This window comes from Pedobacter sp. PACM 27299 (assembly GCF_001412655.1).
In the GTDB taxonomy this organism is placed as follows: domain Bacteria; phylum Bacteroidota; class Bacteroidia; order Sphingobacteriales; family Sphingobacteriaceae; genus Pedobacter.
Map to the genome: position 1 here is coordinate 1,596,252 of NZ_CP012996.1, position 16,211 is coordinate 1,612,462.

The window sequence follows — 16,211 nt, forward strand, 5'->3', positions numbered from 1 at the left end:
TTTATACCCTAAAACCACACAATTATGAGTTTAAGAATAGGGGACGTAGCGCCCAACTTTAAAGCAGAAACTTCTATCGGGAACATCGATTTTTATGAATTCTTAGGAGATAGCTGGGGTGTTTTATTCTCTCATCCGGCGGATTATACTCCGGTATGTACCACTGAACTTGGTCGTACCGCTTCTCTAAAAGGTGAATTCGAAAAAAGAAATGTAAAAGTACTGGCCTTAAGCGTAGATTCAGCAGAATCACATAAAGGATGGATCAAGGATATCAATGAAACACAAAATACCAATGTAGAGTTCCCAATCATTGCGGATGAAGATAAAAAGATCGCAGATCTTTATGATATGATCCACCCAAATGCTTCGGAAACTTTAACTGTACGCTCTTTATTTGTGATTTCGCCAGATAAAAAAGTGAAATTAATGTTGACTTACCCAGCTTCTACCGGAAGAAATTTTGATGAAGTATTGAGGGTAATTGATTCTTTACAGCTGACCGCTAAATATAGTGTTGCTACGCCAGCAGATTGGAAAGATGGTGATGATGTAGTCGTCATGAACAGCATCAAAACTGAAGATATTCCTGCAAAATTCCCAAAAGGACATAGAGAAATTAAACCTTATTTAAGAATGACACCACAGCCAAATAAATAGCTGTTCGTTAATTCCTATCTGGTTATTTGATGAAAACTCCCCAAAAATCGTCTGGATTTTTGGGGAGTTTTCTATTTTACTCGTATGGATTTGTTTAGAAAGCTGGGGAGCAATTAGCCGATGGACCTCGTAAATAGGCTTTCATAATGATTGTATTTTGTTTTAAGTTCCTTGCTGAGCTCCAGCTGCTGGTGGTCCCTGCTCATCTCCTCCAATCCATTGATGATAGATAAGCCCACCTGTATATCTCTTAAGCGCCTTCTTTGCTGTTCCGGTTCCAGCGAAGAGATATATTGCAGTTCCAGATCTAAAAAGGAAAGCGTTTGTTTAGCCATCAAACTTGCCTGCTGTACATCTTTTAGTTCATAAAAAATTCTGATGGTATTGAACCTGTTGATGGTATCCTGGATAGTATAAGTTTTCAGAGGCAGATCTTTAGCGCTTTTTTTCATGACTGCCATTGCCTGCTCAGGTTTAGCTGCCAAAATCAGGTTAGTAGCCAATGTATTGTGAAAAGTCCAGGTAGTTTCTGCAATGGATCTGCTTTCAATATCCAGGTATTTTGCAGTTTTGAAGCCAGAAAAGTTCATTTTATTCATCACATTGTCGTACATCACTGCTGTATTGGTCACCTGTGATTTATCGCGTTCATCTTTAGGGTCTGTTTTTAATGGCAATAAACGGTAAGCATAACCTTCTAAATACAGGTATTTTTCTAAGCCAATATAGGTATCCGGAGATACGGAAGTGGCGAAATATATCGGTCTTTCCCAGTTGTTGTTTACCAGAATATCGTACATCGCCAGATCCGCTTTACCGATAAAGCTTTTATCAACCTTCCATTCCATTTGAGCGGTAACTTTGTCTTTATCTGCTGATTTAATGGTGTTTGTTTTGACCAGCTGATCAGCATCAATACTCATTTTAAGTTGCTTAGTCGGCAGGATATTTTCAAAAGATCCATCACTCATCTGTAATTTATCCTCCTTATTGTCGGAAGTAAGTACGGTTAACAGTTCTTTTAATTCCACACTATCGGTGATGCCGTAATCCACATAAGGAATATAATCACGTACGCCTTGCTGGTATTTCTCAGGAGCCATCGCAATAGGCAGTGCGGCAGATTTGTTCTGCGGTCTTTTCAATTGATTGATGAAATCGCCATCGCTTAAGAATTGAATGCAAATCACGCGAACATCGGTTCTGATGCCTTCCACCTCTTGTGCATACCATAATGGATAGGTATCGTTATCTGCATTGGTAAATAAAATCGCGTTTGGCGCACAGGAATTCAGGTAGTTTGCCGCCCAGTCTCTTGCTGTAGTTTTGCCGGAACGGTCATGATCATCCCAGCCCTGTACTGCCATTAAAGTAGGCGCAATCAATAATCCGGCCAGCGCGGCAACCATCAGACTCATTTTTTGAGGTACAAAGCGTGACAGTAATTCTTTGATCGCCAATACGCCGAAACCTATAAAGATGCAGAAGGCATAGAAAGAGCCGACATACGTATAATCACGCTCTCTTGGCTGCAATGGATCCTGATTTAAATAGAGAATGATGGCCAGGCCTGTGAAAAAGAATAGCGTCCCAATGACTAAGGTCGCTGGTTTGTTTTTTTTATAAAGAAAGAGCAATCCAGCCATTCCCAATAGGAAAGGTAAGCCAAAGAGCACATTGTGGCCTTTATTTTCTTGTATAGATGGAGGAAGTTTTGCTTGTGAACCAAGTCTGATGGCATCTAAGGGCTTAATTCCAGAAAGCCAGTTGCCATCTTCCAGATTACCATGCCCCTGAATGTCGTTTTGGCGGCCAACAAAGTTCCAGAAGAAATAACGCATATACATGAAACCTACCTGATAAGAACTGAAAAAACTAAGGTTGTCGGCCATGGTTGGAGATTGCCCTTTTTCCATTCCCATCCATTGCTGGTAGAAATTTTCATGGTTGGGTTTTCCACTGTACATCCTTGGGAAAAGCATGTTTTTGTCGTATTCAACTTTAAAGGATTTTCCCGATTCCTCATATTTAGAGCTGCCTTTACGGTATTGTGTGCCGTTTTCTTTAAAGTCGGTTTGCTTGGCATCAAATGTTTTTCCGTACAGTAATGGGGTTTCACCATAATTGGTACGGCCGAGGTAACTGTATAGGGAAAATGGGTTGTCGGGATTAGAGAGGTTGATACTTGGCTTGGCATTCGCCCGGATTAAGATAATGAAATAGGAACTGAAGCCGAAAATAATAAAGGCCAGACAAAGTAAACTCAGGTTTAAATGATGATTACGATGTTGGATGGAGTAATAAATGCCGTAACTGATCGAACCGATCAATAGTAAAATAAAGGCTATAGCGCCATAACCGAAACTAAATCCTAGCGTGTTGACAAAGAAAAGATCGAATTTAGCAGCGATCAGGACCAGGTACTGCACAATCACAATTTGTACAAAGCCTACAATCAGACAGGCAATAGCAAAGGCTTTTAATGTGCCAAACCAGCTGACTTTTTTTGTGGTTTTGAAATAATAAACCAATACAATGGCAGGAATGGTCAGTAAACTTAATAAGTGTGCACCGATGGATAAGCCCACAAGAAAAGAAATGAAAATCAACCAGCGGTTGTCCATGCTTTTTTCCCATTTCAATATCGCCCAGAATACGATGGCTGTGAAGAGGGTAGATAAGGCATATACCTCGGATTCTACCGCTGAAAACCAAAACGTATCGGAAAAAGTATAGGCTAAAGCGCCTACAACGCCAGCCGCAATCACGCCAAGCATTTCCAGTTTGGTTTTTTCTTTGGAATATAGTTTGGAGGCCATCGCGGTGATGGTCCAGTAAAGGAACATAATGGTGGCTCCACTGAATAGTACCGAGCTGAAATTTACCCAATAAGCGATTTTGGCAGTGTCGCCCATGGCGAGTAAGGAGAATAATTTGCCGATCATTAAGAACAATGGGGCTCCGGGTTGGTGGCCTACTTGAATTTTAGCACTGGCTGCGATGAACTCTCCACAATCCCAGAAACTGACGGTCGGTTCCATCGTCAGCCAATACACAAGGCTTGCAATTCCAAAAAGGAGAAAGCCTACCAGGTTGTTGATGCGGCAATAATTTTTCATGATGTGAGGTTTAATTTATGGTTAATCAAAAATAACCAAATCATTAAAGGATAGTCATTTAGAATTGTTAAAGTATGTTAAAGAATGTTAAATTTTGTCGGATGATGTGGAGCAAGGAACCGGTGATCATCAACAAGAAAGAGCTCATGTTGGGAAAGTAATAAATGATTTAGAAGAAGAAATGGGGAGTATTAAGAAGAGAAATAGGGGTGTATTAAGAAAGGAGATGGAGAAATTGCCTTTAGTAATGTTCCTCAATATGGGCATCAATCACCAGATACCCTTGTTTTTTACTCTGCGTAAAGATTAAAAAACGATGTTGATCAGGTTTGATCTTATATTTTTTGACCAGCTGTTCGGCTTTATCACGGTAATTTCTGGCAATCACATTTCCTCTCAGGTCTTTTTCTTTTTTAAGATCCGCAGGGGCCAAAAGGCCATTGATTTTAAATCTTCTTCCAGGAAAATCGCTGATCACCTTTGAAGAGGTATAGAGCTGTGTTTGTGAATGAAGTTTCTGCAGGCCATATCTGCTGGCAATCAGGTTGAATGCGCCTCCTTTTAACAACGCGGTATCGGGCTCGTATAAGTATTCCTGTAAATCCATTTCTGGAATTTCGGCTGCTGTATCTTCTTCTCCTTTGAAAAAAATAAAGCTTTTTTCCTGCTCATTTAGAGTTGTACACACAATTTTTACTTGTTCAGAAGGTTCATTTTCTACCAGCCAAAGCAACTCTTTACACTCATTTTTTACACTAACTATGTGGATTTCGCTTACGTTTTTTAGTTCCTTTAATCCGGCACTTAGGTCGAGTAAAGGGGCAGTTTTAATGATGATTCTTTTAGATTTCGACATCAAAAGATCCAGGTGTTCCACCACATTGGGTGTACAGTCTTTGAGCATAAACACCTTGCCTATGCTGCTTCTTCTGGCAGGATCGACGTAAATATTGTCGAATGTGATCTTGTTTTCCTGAAGATAGGCAATACCATCCAGGGCTAAGAATGTCATGTTAGCTTGTTTTAGCACTTGCGCATTGTGCGATGCAATTTCAGAAAGTTCCGGATAGAGCTCACAATGAGTGACTGATTTTAATTTCCGGGCAAAGAAAAGACTGTCTACGCCAAAACCACCAGTCAGGTCTATTAGACTTTCTCCAATCGTTAAACCCGATTTATAGGCGGCTGTACTTTCCGAAGAACATTGTTCAATGGAGAGTAATGCTGGATAGTAAATCAGTTCCTGCTGATACCAGGTAGGAAGTTTTTTGACGCTTTTCTGTTTCGCGGCAATCTGGTTGGCCAGTTCTTTAGAACTGACCTCCGGAAATGGACTTTTAGCCATAGCAATGGTAAATACATCCCCATTTAAATGGTTATTGATATATTCCTGTACTGCTGGGGCTAAAATATTTTTATTCAATGGAATTGATTTAGGTACTAGGGTTGCGGTCTTTCATTACAATCTGACAAGTGTGTCTGCTTTTAACTTCCAGCAAAATGCTTTTATTAACGGTCACACGATCAATTGTTTCCTGGTTGTAATACCTGATGGTAACCAGTTCTAGACCCGTATTGTATTTTACTTTGTACTGAACGGAAAGCTCCTCAATCAGTTTTTGTAATTTTTCAGGATCCTCATCAATACTCACTGAAAAACTGATCGCTGAGTTGAGCATCGTATTGATCTTCACTTTATGCTTATGGAAAAGACTGAAAATATCACTCAGGTTTTCTTCAATAATGAAAGAGAAATCTTTAGGGAAAATAGAAATCAGCACCTGCTGTACCTTGAAAATGAAAGAAGGAACCGGCAATTGGTTTTCTGCATTCGTAATGTCCGTTCCTTCGGCTTCCGGATGAAGGAACGAGCGCACAAAAAGTGGAATGTTTTTATTCTGGATGGGTTTAATTGTTTTCGGGTGGATCACTGTTGCCCCATAATAAGCCAGCTCAATGGCGTCATGATAGGACAGTTGGGGGATACGTTCCGTTTCGTCAAACCATTTTGGATCTGCGTTTAAAACGCCTGGAACATCTTTCCAGATGGTTAAAGAATCCGCATTCAGGCAGGAAGAGAAAATTGCTGCCGAATAATCGGAACCTTCACGACCTAAGGTAGTGGTGAAATTTTCGCTGGTACCTCCAATAAACCCTTGTGTTACACCAATGAAATGATCCAGCAAAGGCAAGAGTTCCTGCTGTACTGCTGCTTCTGTTTTCTCCCAGTTTACATTTCCTTCACGGTAATTATTATCGGTTTGGATAAAATTACGGGCATCCAGCCATTTGGCCTTTAGACCAGTTTCTGCCAAATACGCAGCAACGATTTTAGTAGAAATGACTTCTCCGATCGACACGATCTGATCGTAGATATAATCCGGACTATCTGTGATTTCTTCTTCTATCAGCCAGTCTATCTCGACAAAAGTATTGGCTACATCATTGTAAATCGGGTGCTGGTGATCCGGAAAAAGATCGCCTATAATGTTGAAATGATAAGCTTTTACAGCTTCAAAAATTTCATGAACCTTGTCTTCTTCCCCGTTTAGGTAAGCTTTATAAAGGTCTTCAAGTTTATTGGTCATCTTGCCCATGGCAGAAATGACGATCAATAGTTTTTCTTTAGGGTAGCGGCTAACAATTTGCGCAAGGTTGATGACGCCTGCTGCATCTTTCACAGAGGCGCCTCCAAATTTGAATACGAGCATAGTTATTTTGTCGGACTTAGTAAAGTATTTGGCCTGGCAATGGTTTTTAAGTCGCTGAAAGGAATGATCAATTCAGTGCTGCCATAAGCGTAGGCCTTAATTTCGTATGGGTTGTAAAGGAATTTTAATCCTTCTTTAGTAATCGTAAAATTGCGGTTCAGGTCGAACTTGTCATTTTCAAAGAAATAGTTGTCTTTAAGGCTTGCCGTCGGACTTAATTTCTCGTTTTTTCTGAAAATCTTTTCCCCAATGGCTACCAGCTGAGGCATACTGCCTTCATTGATCAGTGATTCCAGGGTGATTTCCTGTAAGGTTTTTGGGTTGATGTTCCAGTATACCATGGCGCTGTTTGGATGGGCACCACCTGCATAATTGACCAGGCTATGCTCCAATCCTAAATAATCCGGCTGATCCGTTAATACCTTTGTTTCGGCATCTATAAACCAAGCTGCTGCAGTACCTTCTGTATCCCTCAGGTTTTCATAATTTTTCACAAAAGTACTCGCTACCTGCTGGTAAGTCTGGTCTTTTTTCTCATCAGGATTGATCATGGCCTCCACCGTTTTTTGTTCCAGCAGCTGGTTGAGTTTCGGATCTGAAAAGACAGGATAAACAATACGAACATAAGTGGTATCCGTACTCTTTGTCTTCGCCGAAGGATTGGGTTTGCTGAAAACTTTGAGGCTGTCGTATTTAAAACTCAGTCCATCATTAGCAGACGTCTCCACAAGTGTGGAATCTTCCTGGTCATTTGCTTTTTTCTCACTCTGGCAAGCTGCAAAGCTTAAGGCCACTAGTAATATTGCTAATTTTTTCATCTGCTATTGATTTAAAGGTTTTCTATTATTGATTTAAAGGCTTTTATGATTTCATTGATAAAATTCATATACTCAGGAAAACTCAGTCAAGATCTGAGTTTTTTAAGACCTAATTTTTGATCCCGAAAGCCGCATTTTTATTTTTAAGACTGCTTTTTATTGTTCAGCCGGCTTTTTTATTTTTCAAGCTGTTCCTTTGAAAAAGAGCCATTCAGCCATTCCGGATCCAGTTGCGCTTCATACTTTTTATAAAAGTTGATCGCTGGTTCATTCCAGTCCAGCACCTGCCAGTTCATGCCATTAAAATTCTTGTCTTTAGCCTCTTTCATTACTCTTTCGAAAAGTAATTTTCCGATGCCTTTGCCTCTGTAGCTTTCCGTAACGATGAAATCTTCCAGGTATAATCTGCAGCCCTTCCAGGTAGAATATCTGGTGTAATATAGTGCAAAGCCGATAATCAGCTGGTCGTTCTCTACTACGAAAGCATTCCATACCGGATTGTAGCCAAAACCAGCATCTTCAAATTCTGCTAAAGTTACGGTTACTTCTTCCGGTGCTTTTTCATATAAGGCCAGTTCTTGAATTAATTCTAATAAGCGCGGACAATCCTGCTGTGTGGCCACTCTGATGTTTATATTCATTATGCTTCCTCTTTCCAGTGTTTAATTTTTCTTTTTCCAAAGATATTGCTGCCCACGCGAACCATGGTACTGCCTGCTTCAATAGCGAGTTTATAGTCTCCAGACATACCCATCGAAAGCTCTTTAAAGCTGTCGTCTTTTCTAAAGAAACTCACTTTGATGCCATCAAAAAGTACTTTCAGTTCTGTGAATTCATCTAGTGTTTGCTTCTCCTGCGCATTGTTGCTGGCGATGCCCATTAAACCGGTAATACGCACGTTTTTCATCGCTGCAAACTCTTCTGAACGCAGTAAATCAATCGCTTCATCATAGCCTAAACCGAATTTAGTATCCTCGTCAGCAATATAAATCTGTAGTAAACAATCGATCACTCTTTTGTTTTTTCCGGCTTGTTTGTTGATCTCGATCAACAATTTCAGGCTGTCTACCGATTGGATCAGGCTGATAAAAGGGGCAATGTATTTTACCTTATTGGTTTGTAAATGGCCTATTAGATGCCATTCAATGTCTTTTGGAAGTTCGGCTTGTTTTTCTACCAGCTCCTGCACAATGTTTTCTCCAAACACCCTTTGTCCGGCGTTATAAGCCTCCAGAACAGCTGAGGCATCCTGGTATTTTGAAACGGCGATCAATTGCACCGGAACCTCGTCCAATTCGTTTTTATATTTTAATAAGTTATCTGCTATACTCATTTATCAGTATTTTTGGTAAAATTAAGAACCTTAGCGAACTTTGGCTAAGAAATAATGATGTTTTAAGCATAATGAGAAACTTTTTATATATACTATCCTTTTTTTTACTGTTTTCTGCCTGTAAACCGGGGATTCCTAAAGACATCATCCAACCGGATAAAATGCCGGATGTATTGAGTGATATCCATGTAGTAGATGGATATGTATCTGCGATTCCGGTACTGGACTCTGCAAAAAAGGTGGCCAGTTCATTCTACAAAGGGATTTATACGAAATATGGGATTGACTCTGCGGTTTTAGCGAAGAGCATGACCTATTATAACAACAATCCTCAGCTGCTGGCCGACATCTATACCAAGGTGGTAGATGATTTAAGCAAACAAAAGGATGTCATTACGAAAGCAGACTCACTGAAAAACGAGAAAAATAAATTAGAATTACAGTTAAAACTGTCGGCAGATTCCATCGCTAAGAAATCACCGGATTATAAGATCCGCTTCTTGCTGAAGGATACTACTAGCCTGCAGGATACCACGAAAAAGGCTATGGAATTCATCCAGCCGAAGCTGGTTTTTAAGTACCCAAATTAGAATTATAAGTATGTTATATCCGGAGAATTGTTTAGAGCGTTTGGGTTTCAGTGAGGTCCGACAACTTATACATAAGCACTGTTTGAGTCCGATGGGACAGCAAATGGTGGATAAAATGCAGGTCATGACGAAGTATGACCAGATCAATAAATTTCTGCGTCAAACTCATGAATTTAAAAGTATCCTGGAAAATCAGGAGCCGCTGCAGATCAGTACATTTTTTGACATTAAATCTTTAGCCGATAAAATTAAAGTAGAAGGCACTTACCTGGTAGAGGAAGAACTGCATCAGATGTCTGCTTCCCTGGTTACGGTATTTTCAGTACTTCGCTTTTTTGAAGAAAGAAAAGAAGTATATCCGAATCTGGAAGCTTTATTGGAACACCTTCCGGTAGAGAAAAATATCCTGAAAAGAATTGAAATGGTGCTGGACCCGAAAGGGAAAATCAAGCCCAATGCTTCTAGTACCTTGCAGCAGATTATTGGTGATATCGCCAAGGCAGAGCAGGATGTCAGAAAGCGGATGGATTCCATTTATAAAACCGCAGTTGGCAACAATTGGGTAGCTGATGGCAGTTTAACCATCAGGGATGGCAGGATGTGTATTCCTATCCTCGCTGAGAATAAAAGAAAACTTAAAGGTTTCATTCATGATGAGTCTGCTTCCGGGCAAACCGTTTATATGGAGCCGGAAGAAGTGTTTACACTGAACAATAAGCTGCGCGACCTGGAATTTGACAAGCGTAGAGAGATCATCAAGATCCTGATTGCGCTGACCACAGATTTAAGGCCTTATACGCCTTTATTGTTATCGTACCATGGCTTCCTGACTAAGTTAGACTTTGTGCGTGCCAAGGCTTTGTTTTCTATTGATATCGAGGCTGATATGCCAGTATTGGTAAAAGAAGCCAGACTGAAACTGATCAATGCGAGGCATCCGCTCTTATATCTTTCTTTTAAGGAGGATAAAAAGACGGTAGTTCCTTTAAATGTGCACATGACTGATGAGCTGAGGATTGTCCTGGTTTCCGGTCCGAATGCGGGTGGAAAGTCGGTTTGTATGAAAACTGTTGGTTTATTACAGCTAATGGTACAATCGGGTTTGCTGATTCCTGTACATGAATCCAGTGAAGTTGGGATTTTTGAAAACATATTTGCCGACATTGGTGATGACCAGTCCATTGAGAGTGATTTAAGTACTTACAGTGCGCATTTAACCAAAATGAGGCATTTTGTAGCGCATGCAACGCCGAAAACAATGGTGCTGATTGATGAGTTTGGTACAGGTACCGATCCTCAGTTTGGTGGGCCAATGGCAGAAGCAGTATTGGAAGTGTTAAACAACAAGAAAGTGAGGGGAGTAATTACCACCCACTATTCGAACCTGAAACTTTTCGCTGGCAATACTCCGGGCTTGGAAAATGCTTCTATGCTGTTTGATAATGACCGTATGAAGCCAATGTATGTATTGGAACTGGGTAAACCAGGAAGTTCTTATGCTTTTGAAATTGCCCAGAATATTGGTCTGCAGAAAGAAGTGCTGGAACTGGCAAGGGCAAAAACCGGTACCAATCAGAACCGCATTGACAGCTTACTGGTAGATTTAGAAAGAGAGAAAAAGCAGATTTATGATACCAAACTACATTTATCTAACCAGCAGAATAAAGTGAAAAATCTGGTTGCTGAAAATGAAAAGCTGAAACTGTTTTTAGATGAAAATAAAAAGGTGCTGATCAAAGAAGCGAAACTGGAAGCCCAGGCGATCATTAAAAACGCCAATAAACTGGTAGAAAATACCATTGCAGAGATTAAAGACAAGCAGGCTGATAAAATCGTCACTAAACAGCTGCGTCAGAACCTACAAAAGGTATTGGTGCAAAATCAGGTGAAAGAAGAAAAGAAACCTGAGGTTACAGTGGCTTTAAATACGCCGATACAAGTTGGAGATTGGGTGCAGTTGAACAATAGTGAAACTACCGGACAGGTGTTGGAAATCAACAGAGACAACCTGGTGGTCGCGTTAGGAGATTTACGTTCTGTTTTGAAGAAAAACAGAGTGTACAAGATCAGTAATAAGCAGGCTAAAAAGGCGGTCCAAAATAACTCTTATACGGGCAGCATTTCTGAGGCAATTGGCAATTTTACGGCTGAATTGGATCTTCGTGGTATGCGTGGTGAGAATGCTTTGCATGAGGTGGAGAAATACCTGGACAAGTCGATCATGCTGGGTTTTCCATTCATCAAAATTATCCATGGAAAAGGGGACGGTATCCTTAGGAAACTGATTCGTGAATACCTGAGGAAATACAGTCAGGTGAACCGAGTAGAAGATGAACATGCCGATCGTGGTGGTGATGGAATTACCTACGTGTATTTCAATTAGTTAAACATATTCAGGACATTGCTTGTTATCATAATAAAGCAATGTCCTATGAAAATATTGATGATCAGTGCTTTGGCGGTTTTGCTGAGCACTGCTGCTTGTAAAAAAAGCAAATCTACGAGCGTTGATGCGCCGCTTCCTGATGCCGCATTGAAAACAAAAGTGCTGACTGGCGGTTTAGCCTTTCCCTGGGAAATTATCTATGGCCCTGATCAGCAATTGTGGATCACAGAAAGGGGAGGGAAGATCAGCAGGATTAATCCTCAAACTGGGGTCGTCACCCTTTTACATAATATTTCTGAAGTCGTTTCTACTGGAGAAGGCGGTTTGCTGGGCATGGTGCTCGACCCTAATTTCGCCACAAATCCTTATGTGTATGTGGTCTATGATTATGGCTCAGGGAACAACTACCGCGAAAAAGTAGTCCGCTTTACCTATAGTAATGGTGCCTTGACTGCTCCATTCACGATTATCGATCAAATTCCTGCCTCCAGTATCCATAACGGCTCCAGACTAATGATCAGCAAGGATCAAAAATTATTCATTACGACAGGTGATGCCAGTAATGCTGCCAATGCGCAGAATAAAAACTCCTTATCCGGAAAAATCCTCCGGTTGAATCTGGATGGCAGCATTCCTGCTGATAATCCTATTGCAAATAATCCTTTATGGAGCTTTGGCCACCGCAATCCTCAGGGATTGATCCAGGTAGGAGATAAAATTTATGCTTCAGAACATGGACCCAATAATGATGATGAAGTCAATCTGATCCTCAAAGGCCGTAATTACGGCTGGCCAAATGTGGAAGGTTTTTGCAACCTCCCCGCTGAACAGAGCTTTTGCAGTGCCAATGATGTGGTGGAACCTTTGTTTGCCTGGACACCTACCATCGCTACTTCCAGTCTTTCTTATTACAATTCAGATTATATCCCACAATGGAAAAACTCGTTATTGCTGTTGAGTTTGAAGGGAACCAAGCTTACACAGCTGAGTTTAAATGCTGCTGGGGATAAGATTGAGGAGACTAAAGATTTTCTAGTCAACCAGTTTGGACGCCTTCGTGCCATTTGTCAATCTCCGGAAGGAAAGCTCTATCTGACCACCAGCAATGGTGGGGATGATAAAATTATAGAAATCGCCAAATAAATTGTTCGAAGACGATTTATACTATAATTTAGTAGCAAAACCATATATATGATCAACAAAGTAGTTTCGGGTGCTGATGAAGCCATCAGCGATATAGAGAATGGGAATACCCTGATGCTCGGCGGTTTTGGGCTTTGCGGGATTCCTGAGAATTGCATTACCGCCCTGGTAAAAAGGGGTGTTAAAGATTTAACATGTATATCTAATAATGCTGGGGTAGATGATTTTGGCATCGGCCTGATGCTGCAAAAACGCCAGGTAAAAAAAATGATTTCTTCTTATGTAGGCGAGAACGCAGAATTTGAGCGTCAATTGCTGAGCGGCGAGCTGGAAGTTGAACTGATTCCTCAGGGCACGCTGGCCACCAGATGCATGGCTGCCGGATACGGAATGCCTGCAATTTTTACCCCTGCCGGGGTAGGCACAGAAGTAGCCGAAGGCAAAGAAGTCAGGAACTTTAATGGTAAAGATTACCTGATGGAATATGCTTTTGATGCAGATTTTGCCATAGTAAAAGCATGGAAAGGGGATACTGCCGGTAATTTGATCTTTAGATCGACGAGCAGGAACTTTAATCCGGTAATGGCCATGGCAGGGAAAATCACCATTGCAGAAGTGGAAGAGCTGGTAGAAGCGGGGGAGCTGGATCCAGATCAGATTCATACGCCAGGTGTATTCGTTCACCGCATTTTTCAAGGCGCCAATTATGAAAAAAGAATTGAGCAGCGTACAGTTAGAACAAAAAAATAATCATTTATATGTTGGATAAAGACGGAATTGCGAAACGTATCGCAAGAGAAATTAAAGATGGTTTTTATGTGAATTTAGGGATTGGTATTCCTACACTAGTGGCCAATTATATTCCAGAAGGCATCAATGTGGTGCTGCAGTCGGAGAATGGATTGCTGGGAATGGGCCCTTTTCCTTTTGAAGGAGAGGAGGATGCTGACCTGATAAATGCTGGAAAGCAAACGATCACCACTTTGCCGGGTTCTTCTATATTTGATTCGGCCCTAAGTTTCGGCATGATCAGAAGTCAGAAGATTGACCTGACGATTTTAGGCGCTATGGAGGTTTCAGAGAATGGCGATATCGCCAACTGGAAGATTCCTGGGAAAATGGTAAAAGGAATGGGTGGTGCCATGGATCTGGTGGCTTCTGCAAAGAATATCATTGTGGCCATGCAGCACGTCAATAAAGCAGGAGAAAGTAAGTTATTGCCAAATTGCACTTTGCCGCTGACAGGTGTAAAATGTATCAAGAAAATCGTCACAGAAATGGCGGTGCTGGATGTATTGCCTGGAGGTGGATTTAAACTGATCGAAAGAGCACCAGGGGTAAGTGTGGATTACATCAGACAAGCTACAACGGGTAAGTTATTTGCGGATGATGACGTGCCAGAGATGATTTTAAGCTAAGACTAAAACAAAGATATCTGATAAGGATATCCTATAAAACAAAAAGGGACGCTTCTGGCGTCCCTTTTTGTTTACTCTGCTTTGTGTTTGCAGTATTTTACTTTTAAATCTGCAGAGATTTCCTCTGTAATTTTGATGATGTCATCAGGAGTATTGAAATTGTTGGTGATCAATTGATCACAAGTCTCCCTATAAGGTAATAAGAACTCTTTATAGGCAGGAACCACGTGGTTGTGCCATTTATAAGTTACATCCTCTTCCGGATATCCTCTTTCCATACCATCGCGTTTAATGCGGCGAGCTAAAGCAACAGATTCTTCTGCTTCTACAAAGATGCGGTGGTCTAATAACGCTGCGATTTCTTTGAAATGCAGAATGAAAAGCCCCTCTACAATAATGATTGGAGCAGGATTGATTTCCAGAATTTTAGTGATGGCCAAAGGATTGTTGAAGTTGTATTCCTTTTTATAAATCACTTCTCCTTTGATCAATTTCTTAATGTCCAAAAGGAATTGCTGATCATCAATGGTTGATGGCAGGTCGAAATTGTAAAGTTTGTTTTCTTCCTGGCTCAATTCGCCCACAGGAATATAATAGTCATCCTGAGAAACCAGGGTTACTTCATCGTTCTTAAAATGATGTAAGAAACAATTTAAAAAAAAGGTTTTACCGGAACCACTTCCCCCCGCAATACCAATGATAAATGGCTTATTGTTCATTATCTTGTCCACCGTACGTTAAATTACAAAAAAATCTTTTATCTATAGCACCCAACGCGTCCGCTACTGCTTTAGTCATCACAATGATCACATCTTTAGTAGATTCATTTTCGGTGAATTTACCCACTACCTTCGCAAAGGTAGACCTGTTGCTCATCGGGTTGGTAATTTTCATAACCGTTCCAATTGGCGCACTGCGATGTAATACTAACATTTTTGAGGGGTCAAGATCTGGATCTGCAATCCATATTCCTGTTCCTTTTTCGTCCATTTGGTTTAAGCCGTATCTACTGGCTGGCAACCTTAATGACGGATTTTTTATAGAGTTCAAAGTATCCACAGGATTCTCCGCCTGGTGGTTCGCAGAGGGAACTGGTTTTTGTGGGTATTGTCCTTTGATCAGTAATTTCTGACCCACTCTTAGAGAGTAACCGGTCAGGTTATTTTTAGCTTTTACCTGATCCATTGATAACTTGTAACGGGTGGCAATGGAGTAAAGCGTTTCGTTAGAGGCTACGGTATGTTCGATAAAGTCTTCTGAACTATTGTCAGGAACATTGACTGCTGCGGGTTGGTTTTGAACTGCTGCAGCTGGGTTCGGTTGTTTTTTCGGGAAAATAGGAATCAGAATTTCTTCTTTCTTCTTCGTATCTGCAGGAACTGTTTTTTCTGTTTTAACTGGCTGCTGAGCAACAACTGCTGGGGCAACGGTTGCTGGTGTTGTGGTTTGCTCAGTTTCTACACCCTCATTTGCCGGCATTTTTAAAACTTGTCCGATAGAAAGGTTGATGGTTTTGAGGTTGTTGATTTTTTTGATCTCCTCCACTGTGGTGCTGTATTTCTTCGCCAGCATGCCCAGGTTTTCTTTTTCTGAATGGTATGTTCTATGAAAATGCCATCAGGATCTGTGTTTTCATTCTTTTTCGGAATAACATTTTTATGGGCTGCATTTACTGGATTTTTCTCCGCTGCAGGTCCAGTGAAAGGGATATTGGTAGGTACTTTAATGATGACACCGATCTGGAGGAACTTGTTGTCATTGAAAGTCATGATGTCTTTCGGTGTCACATTATATCTTCTGCCGATGGCGTAATAAGTGTCTTTGGCAGCTACCTCATGGATAATTAACTTTTTGCCATTCCGGTTTTCTACTCCTATAGAATCCCTTGTATTGGTATTGGCATTGGCAGTGGGTAGTTTTAAAAGCACTGCAAATAACGATACTATATAATATTTATACATTAATGTCTCTGTTAAATTTAATGAGCAATTATACGAATAATAAAAGAAAGCGGGAATTTTGAATATTTAACG

General features: G+C 40.7%; 15 protein-coding genes. 6 read left to right on the top strand and 9 right to left on the bottom strand.

All coding sequences use genetic code 11. The features are described from left to right. Window positions 1-24: 24 nt before the first annotated feature. Window positions 25-660, top strand: coding sequence for a peroxiredoxin (locus AQ505_RS06840; protein ID WP_062547492.1), 636 nt, complete (start codon window positions 25-27; stop codon window positions 658-660). Window positions 661-773: 113 nt separating this feature from the next. On the opposite strand, the gene AQ505_RS06845 is transcribed toward AQ505_RS06840, so the two are convergent. From AQ505_RS06845 to AQ505_RS06870, 6 genes are all read right to left on the bottom strand, one after another. Then, window positions 774-3,779, bottom strand: coding sequence for a glycosyltransferase family 117 protein (locus AQ505_RS06845; protein WP_062547493.1), 3,006 nt, complete (start codon window positions 3,777-3,779; stop codon window positions 774-776). 241 nt (window positions 3,780-4,020) lie between these two features. Beyond that, the gene (locus AQ505_RS06850) at window positions 4,021-5,202 is read right to left on the bottom strand and encodes a hypothetical protein (protein WP_062547494.1); all 1,182 of its coding nucleotides are present in this window, start codon (window positions 5,200-5,202) and stop codon (window positions 4,021-4,023) included. Window positions 5,203-5,212: 10 nt separating this feature from the next. After that, window positions 5,213-6,490, bottom strand: a complete 1,278-nt coding sequence (locus tag AQ505_RS06855) for an aspartate kinase (RefSeq protein WP_062547495.1) — start codon at window positions 6,488-6,490, stop codon at window positions 5,213-5,215. A gap of 2 nt (window positions 6,491-6,492) precedes the next feature. Then, window positions 6,493-7,308, bottom strand: a complete 816-nt coding sequence (locus AQ505_RS06860) for a DUF3298 and DUF4163 domain-containing protein (RefSeq protein ID WP_062547496.1) — start codon at window positions 7,306-7,308, stop codon at window positions 6,493-6,495. 176 nt (window positions 7,309-7,484) lie between these two features. Continuing rightward, window positions 7,485-7,949: a GNAT family N-acetyltransferase gene (locus AQ505_RS06865; protein WP_062547497.1), complete on the bottom strand. Its 465-nt coding sequence runs from the start codon at window positions 7,947-7,949 to the stop codon at window positions 7,485-7,487. Next, entirely contained in the window at window positions 7,949-8,641 is a 693-nt protein-coding gene (locus AQ505_RS06870) for a YggS family pyridoxal phosphate-dependent enzyme (protein WP_062547498.1), read from the bottom strand. The genes AQ505_RS06865 and AQ505_RS06870 overlap by 1 nt, the downstream gene beginning before the upstream one ends. 71 nt (window positions 8,642-8,712) lie before the next feature. Between AQ505_RS06870 and AQ505_RS06875 the strand changes: the two genes are divergently transcribed. From AQ505_RS06875 to AQ505_RS06895, 5 genes are read left to right on the top strand one after another with little or no spacing between them, the layout of a single operon-like run. Further along, window positions 8,713-9,231: a DUF4296 domain-containing protein gene (locus tag AQ505_RS06875; RefSeq protein ID WP_062547499.1), complete on the top strand. Its 519-nt coding sequence runs from the start codon at window positions 8,713-8,715 to the stop codon at window positions 9,229-9,231. Between the two features lie 10 nt (window positions 9,232-9,241). Further along, window positions 9,242-11,614 (top strand): endonuclease MutS2, encoded by a 2,373-nt coding sequence (locus AQ505_RS06880; RefSeq protein WP_062547500.1) that lies wholly within the window; start codon window positions 9,242-9,244, stop codon window positions 11,612-11,614. A gap of 48 nt (window positions 11,615-11,662) precedes the next feature. After that, the gene (locus tag AQ505_RS06885; protein WP_062547501.1) at window positions 11,663-12,760 is read left to right on the top strand and encodes a PQQ-dependent sugar dehydrogenase; all 1,098 of its coding nucleotides are present in this window, start codon (window positions 11,663-11,665) and stop codon (window positions 12,758-12,760) included. Between the two features lie 48 nt (window positions 12,761-12,808). Beyond that, window positions 12,809-13,510 (top strand): CoA transferase subunit A, encoded by a 702-nt coding sequence (locus AQ505_RS06890; protein ID WP_062547502.1) that lies wholly within the window; start codon window positions 12,809-12,811, stop codon window positions 13,508-13,510. Between the two features lie 8 nt (window positions 13,511-13,518). After that, a complete protein-coding gene (locus tag AQ505_RS06895) occupies window positions 13,519-14,178 on the top strand; it encodes a 3-oxoacid CoA-transferase subunit B (RefSeq protein ID WP_062547503.1) in 660 nt (219 codons plus the stop codon). 71 nt (window positions 14,179-14,249) lie between these two features. Here the strand turns inward: AQ505_RS06895 and AQ505_RS06900 are convergent, their stop codons facing one another. The 3 genes from AQ505_RS06900 to AQ505_RS26835 are packed head-to-tail and all read right to left on the bottom strand — an operon-like array spanning window position 14,250 to window position 16,139. Continuing rightward, window positions 14,250-14,897, bottom strand: coding sequence for a uridine kinase family protein (locus tag AQ505_RS06900; protein ID WP_062547504.1), 648 nt, complete (start codon window positions 14,895-14,897; stop codon window positions 14,250-14,252). Then, window positions 14,887-15,750: a DPBB and LysM peptidoglycan-binding domain-containing protein gene (locus tag AQ505_RS06905; RefSeq protein WP_231635032.1), complete on the bottom strand. Its 864-nt coding sequence runs from the start codon at window positions 15,748-15,750 to the stop codon at window positions 14,887-14,889. Before AQ505_RS06905 ends, AQ505_RS06900 begins: the two co-directional genes overlap by 11 nt. Continuing rightward, window positions 15,660-16,139 (bottom strand): LysM peptidoglycan-binding domain-containing protein, encoded by a 480-nt coding sequence (locus AQ505_RS26835; protein WP_231635033.1) that lies wholly within the window; start codon window positions 16,137-16,139, stop codon window positions 15,660-15,662. The genes AQ505_RS06905 and AQ505_RS26835 overlap by 91 nt, the downstream gene beginning before the upstream one ends. Window positions 16,140-16,211: the final 72 nt, after the last annotated feature.

What these genes read in the sequence shown, in the direction of transcription:
- AQ505_RS06890 (WP_062547502.1), top strand. Translation starts at nt 12,809, where the DNA reads ATGATCAACAAAGTAGTTTCGGGTGCTGATGAAGCCATCAGCGATATA.
- AQ505_RS06860 (WP_062547496.1), bottom strand. Translation starts at nt 7,308, where the DNA reads ATGAAAAAATTAGCAATATTACTAGTGGCCTTAAGCTTTGCAGCTTGC.
- AQ505_RS06895 (WP_062547503.1), top strand. Translation starts at nt 13,519, where the DNA reads ATGTTGGATAAAGACGGAATTGCGAAACGTATCGCAAGAGAAATTAAA.
- AQ505_RS06875 (WP_062547499.1), top strand. Translation starts at nt 8,713, where the DNA reads ATGAGAAACTTTTTATATATACTATCCTTTTTTTTACTGTTTTCTGCC.
- AQ505_RS06905 (WP_231635032.1), bottom strand. Translation starts at nt 15,750, where the DNA reads ATGCTGGCGAAGAAATACAGCACCACAGTGGAGGAGATCAAAAAAATC.
- AQ505_RS06900 (WP_062547504.1), bottom strand. Translation starts at nt 14,897, where the DNA reads ATGAACAATAAGCCATTTATCATTGGTATTGCGGGGGGAAGTGGTTCC.
- AQ505_RS06880 (WP_062547500.1), top strand. Translation starts at nt 9,242, where the DNA reads ATGTTATATCCGGAGAATTGTTTAGAGCGTTTGGGTTTCAGTGAGGTC.
- AQ505_RS06855 (WP_062547495.1), bottom strand. Translation starts at nt 6,490, where the DNA reads ATGCTCGTATTCAAATTTGGAGGCGCCTCTGTGAAAGATGCAGCAGGC.
- AQ505_RS06845 (WP_062547493.1), bottom strand. Translation starts at nt 3,779, where the DNA reads ATGAAAAATTATTGCCGCATCAACAACCTGGTAGGCTTTCTCCTTTTT.
- AQ505_RS06865 (WP_062547497.1), bottom strand. Translation starts at nt 7,949, where the DNA reads ATGAATATAAACATCAGAGTGGCCACACAGCAGGATTGTCCGCGCTTA.
- AQ505_RS06870 (WP_062547498.1), bottom strand. Translation starts at nt 8,641, where the DNA reads ATGAGTATAGCAGATAACTTATTAAAATATAAAAACGAATTGGACGAG.
- AQ505_RS06840 (WP_062547492.1), top strand. Translation starts at nt 25, where the DNA reads ATGAGTTTAAGAATAGGGGACGTAGCGCCCAACTTTAAAGCAGAAACT.
- AQ505_RS06885 (WP_062547501.1), top strand. Translation starts at nt 11,663, where the DNA reads ATGAAAATATTGATGATCAGTGCTTTGGCGGTTTTGCTGAGCACTGCT.
- AQ505_RS26835 (WP_231635033.1), bottom strand. Translation starts at nt 16,139, where the DNA reads ATGTATAAATATTATATAGTATCGTTATTTGCAGTGCTTTTAAAACTA.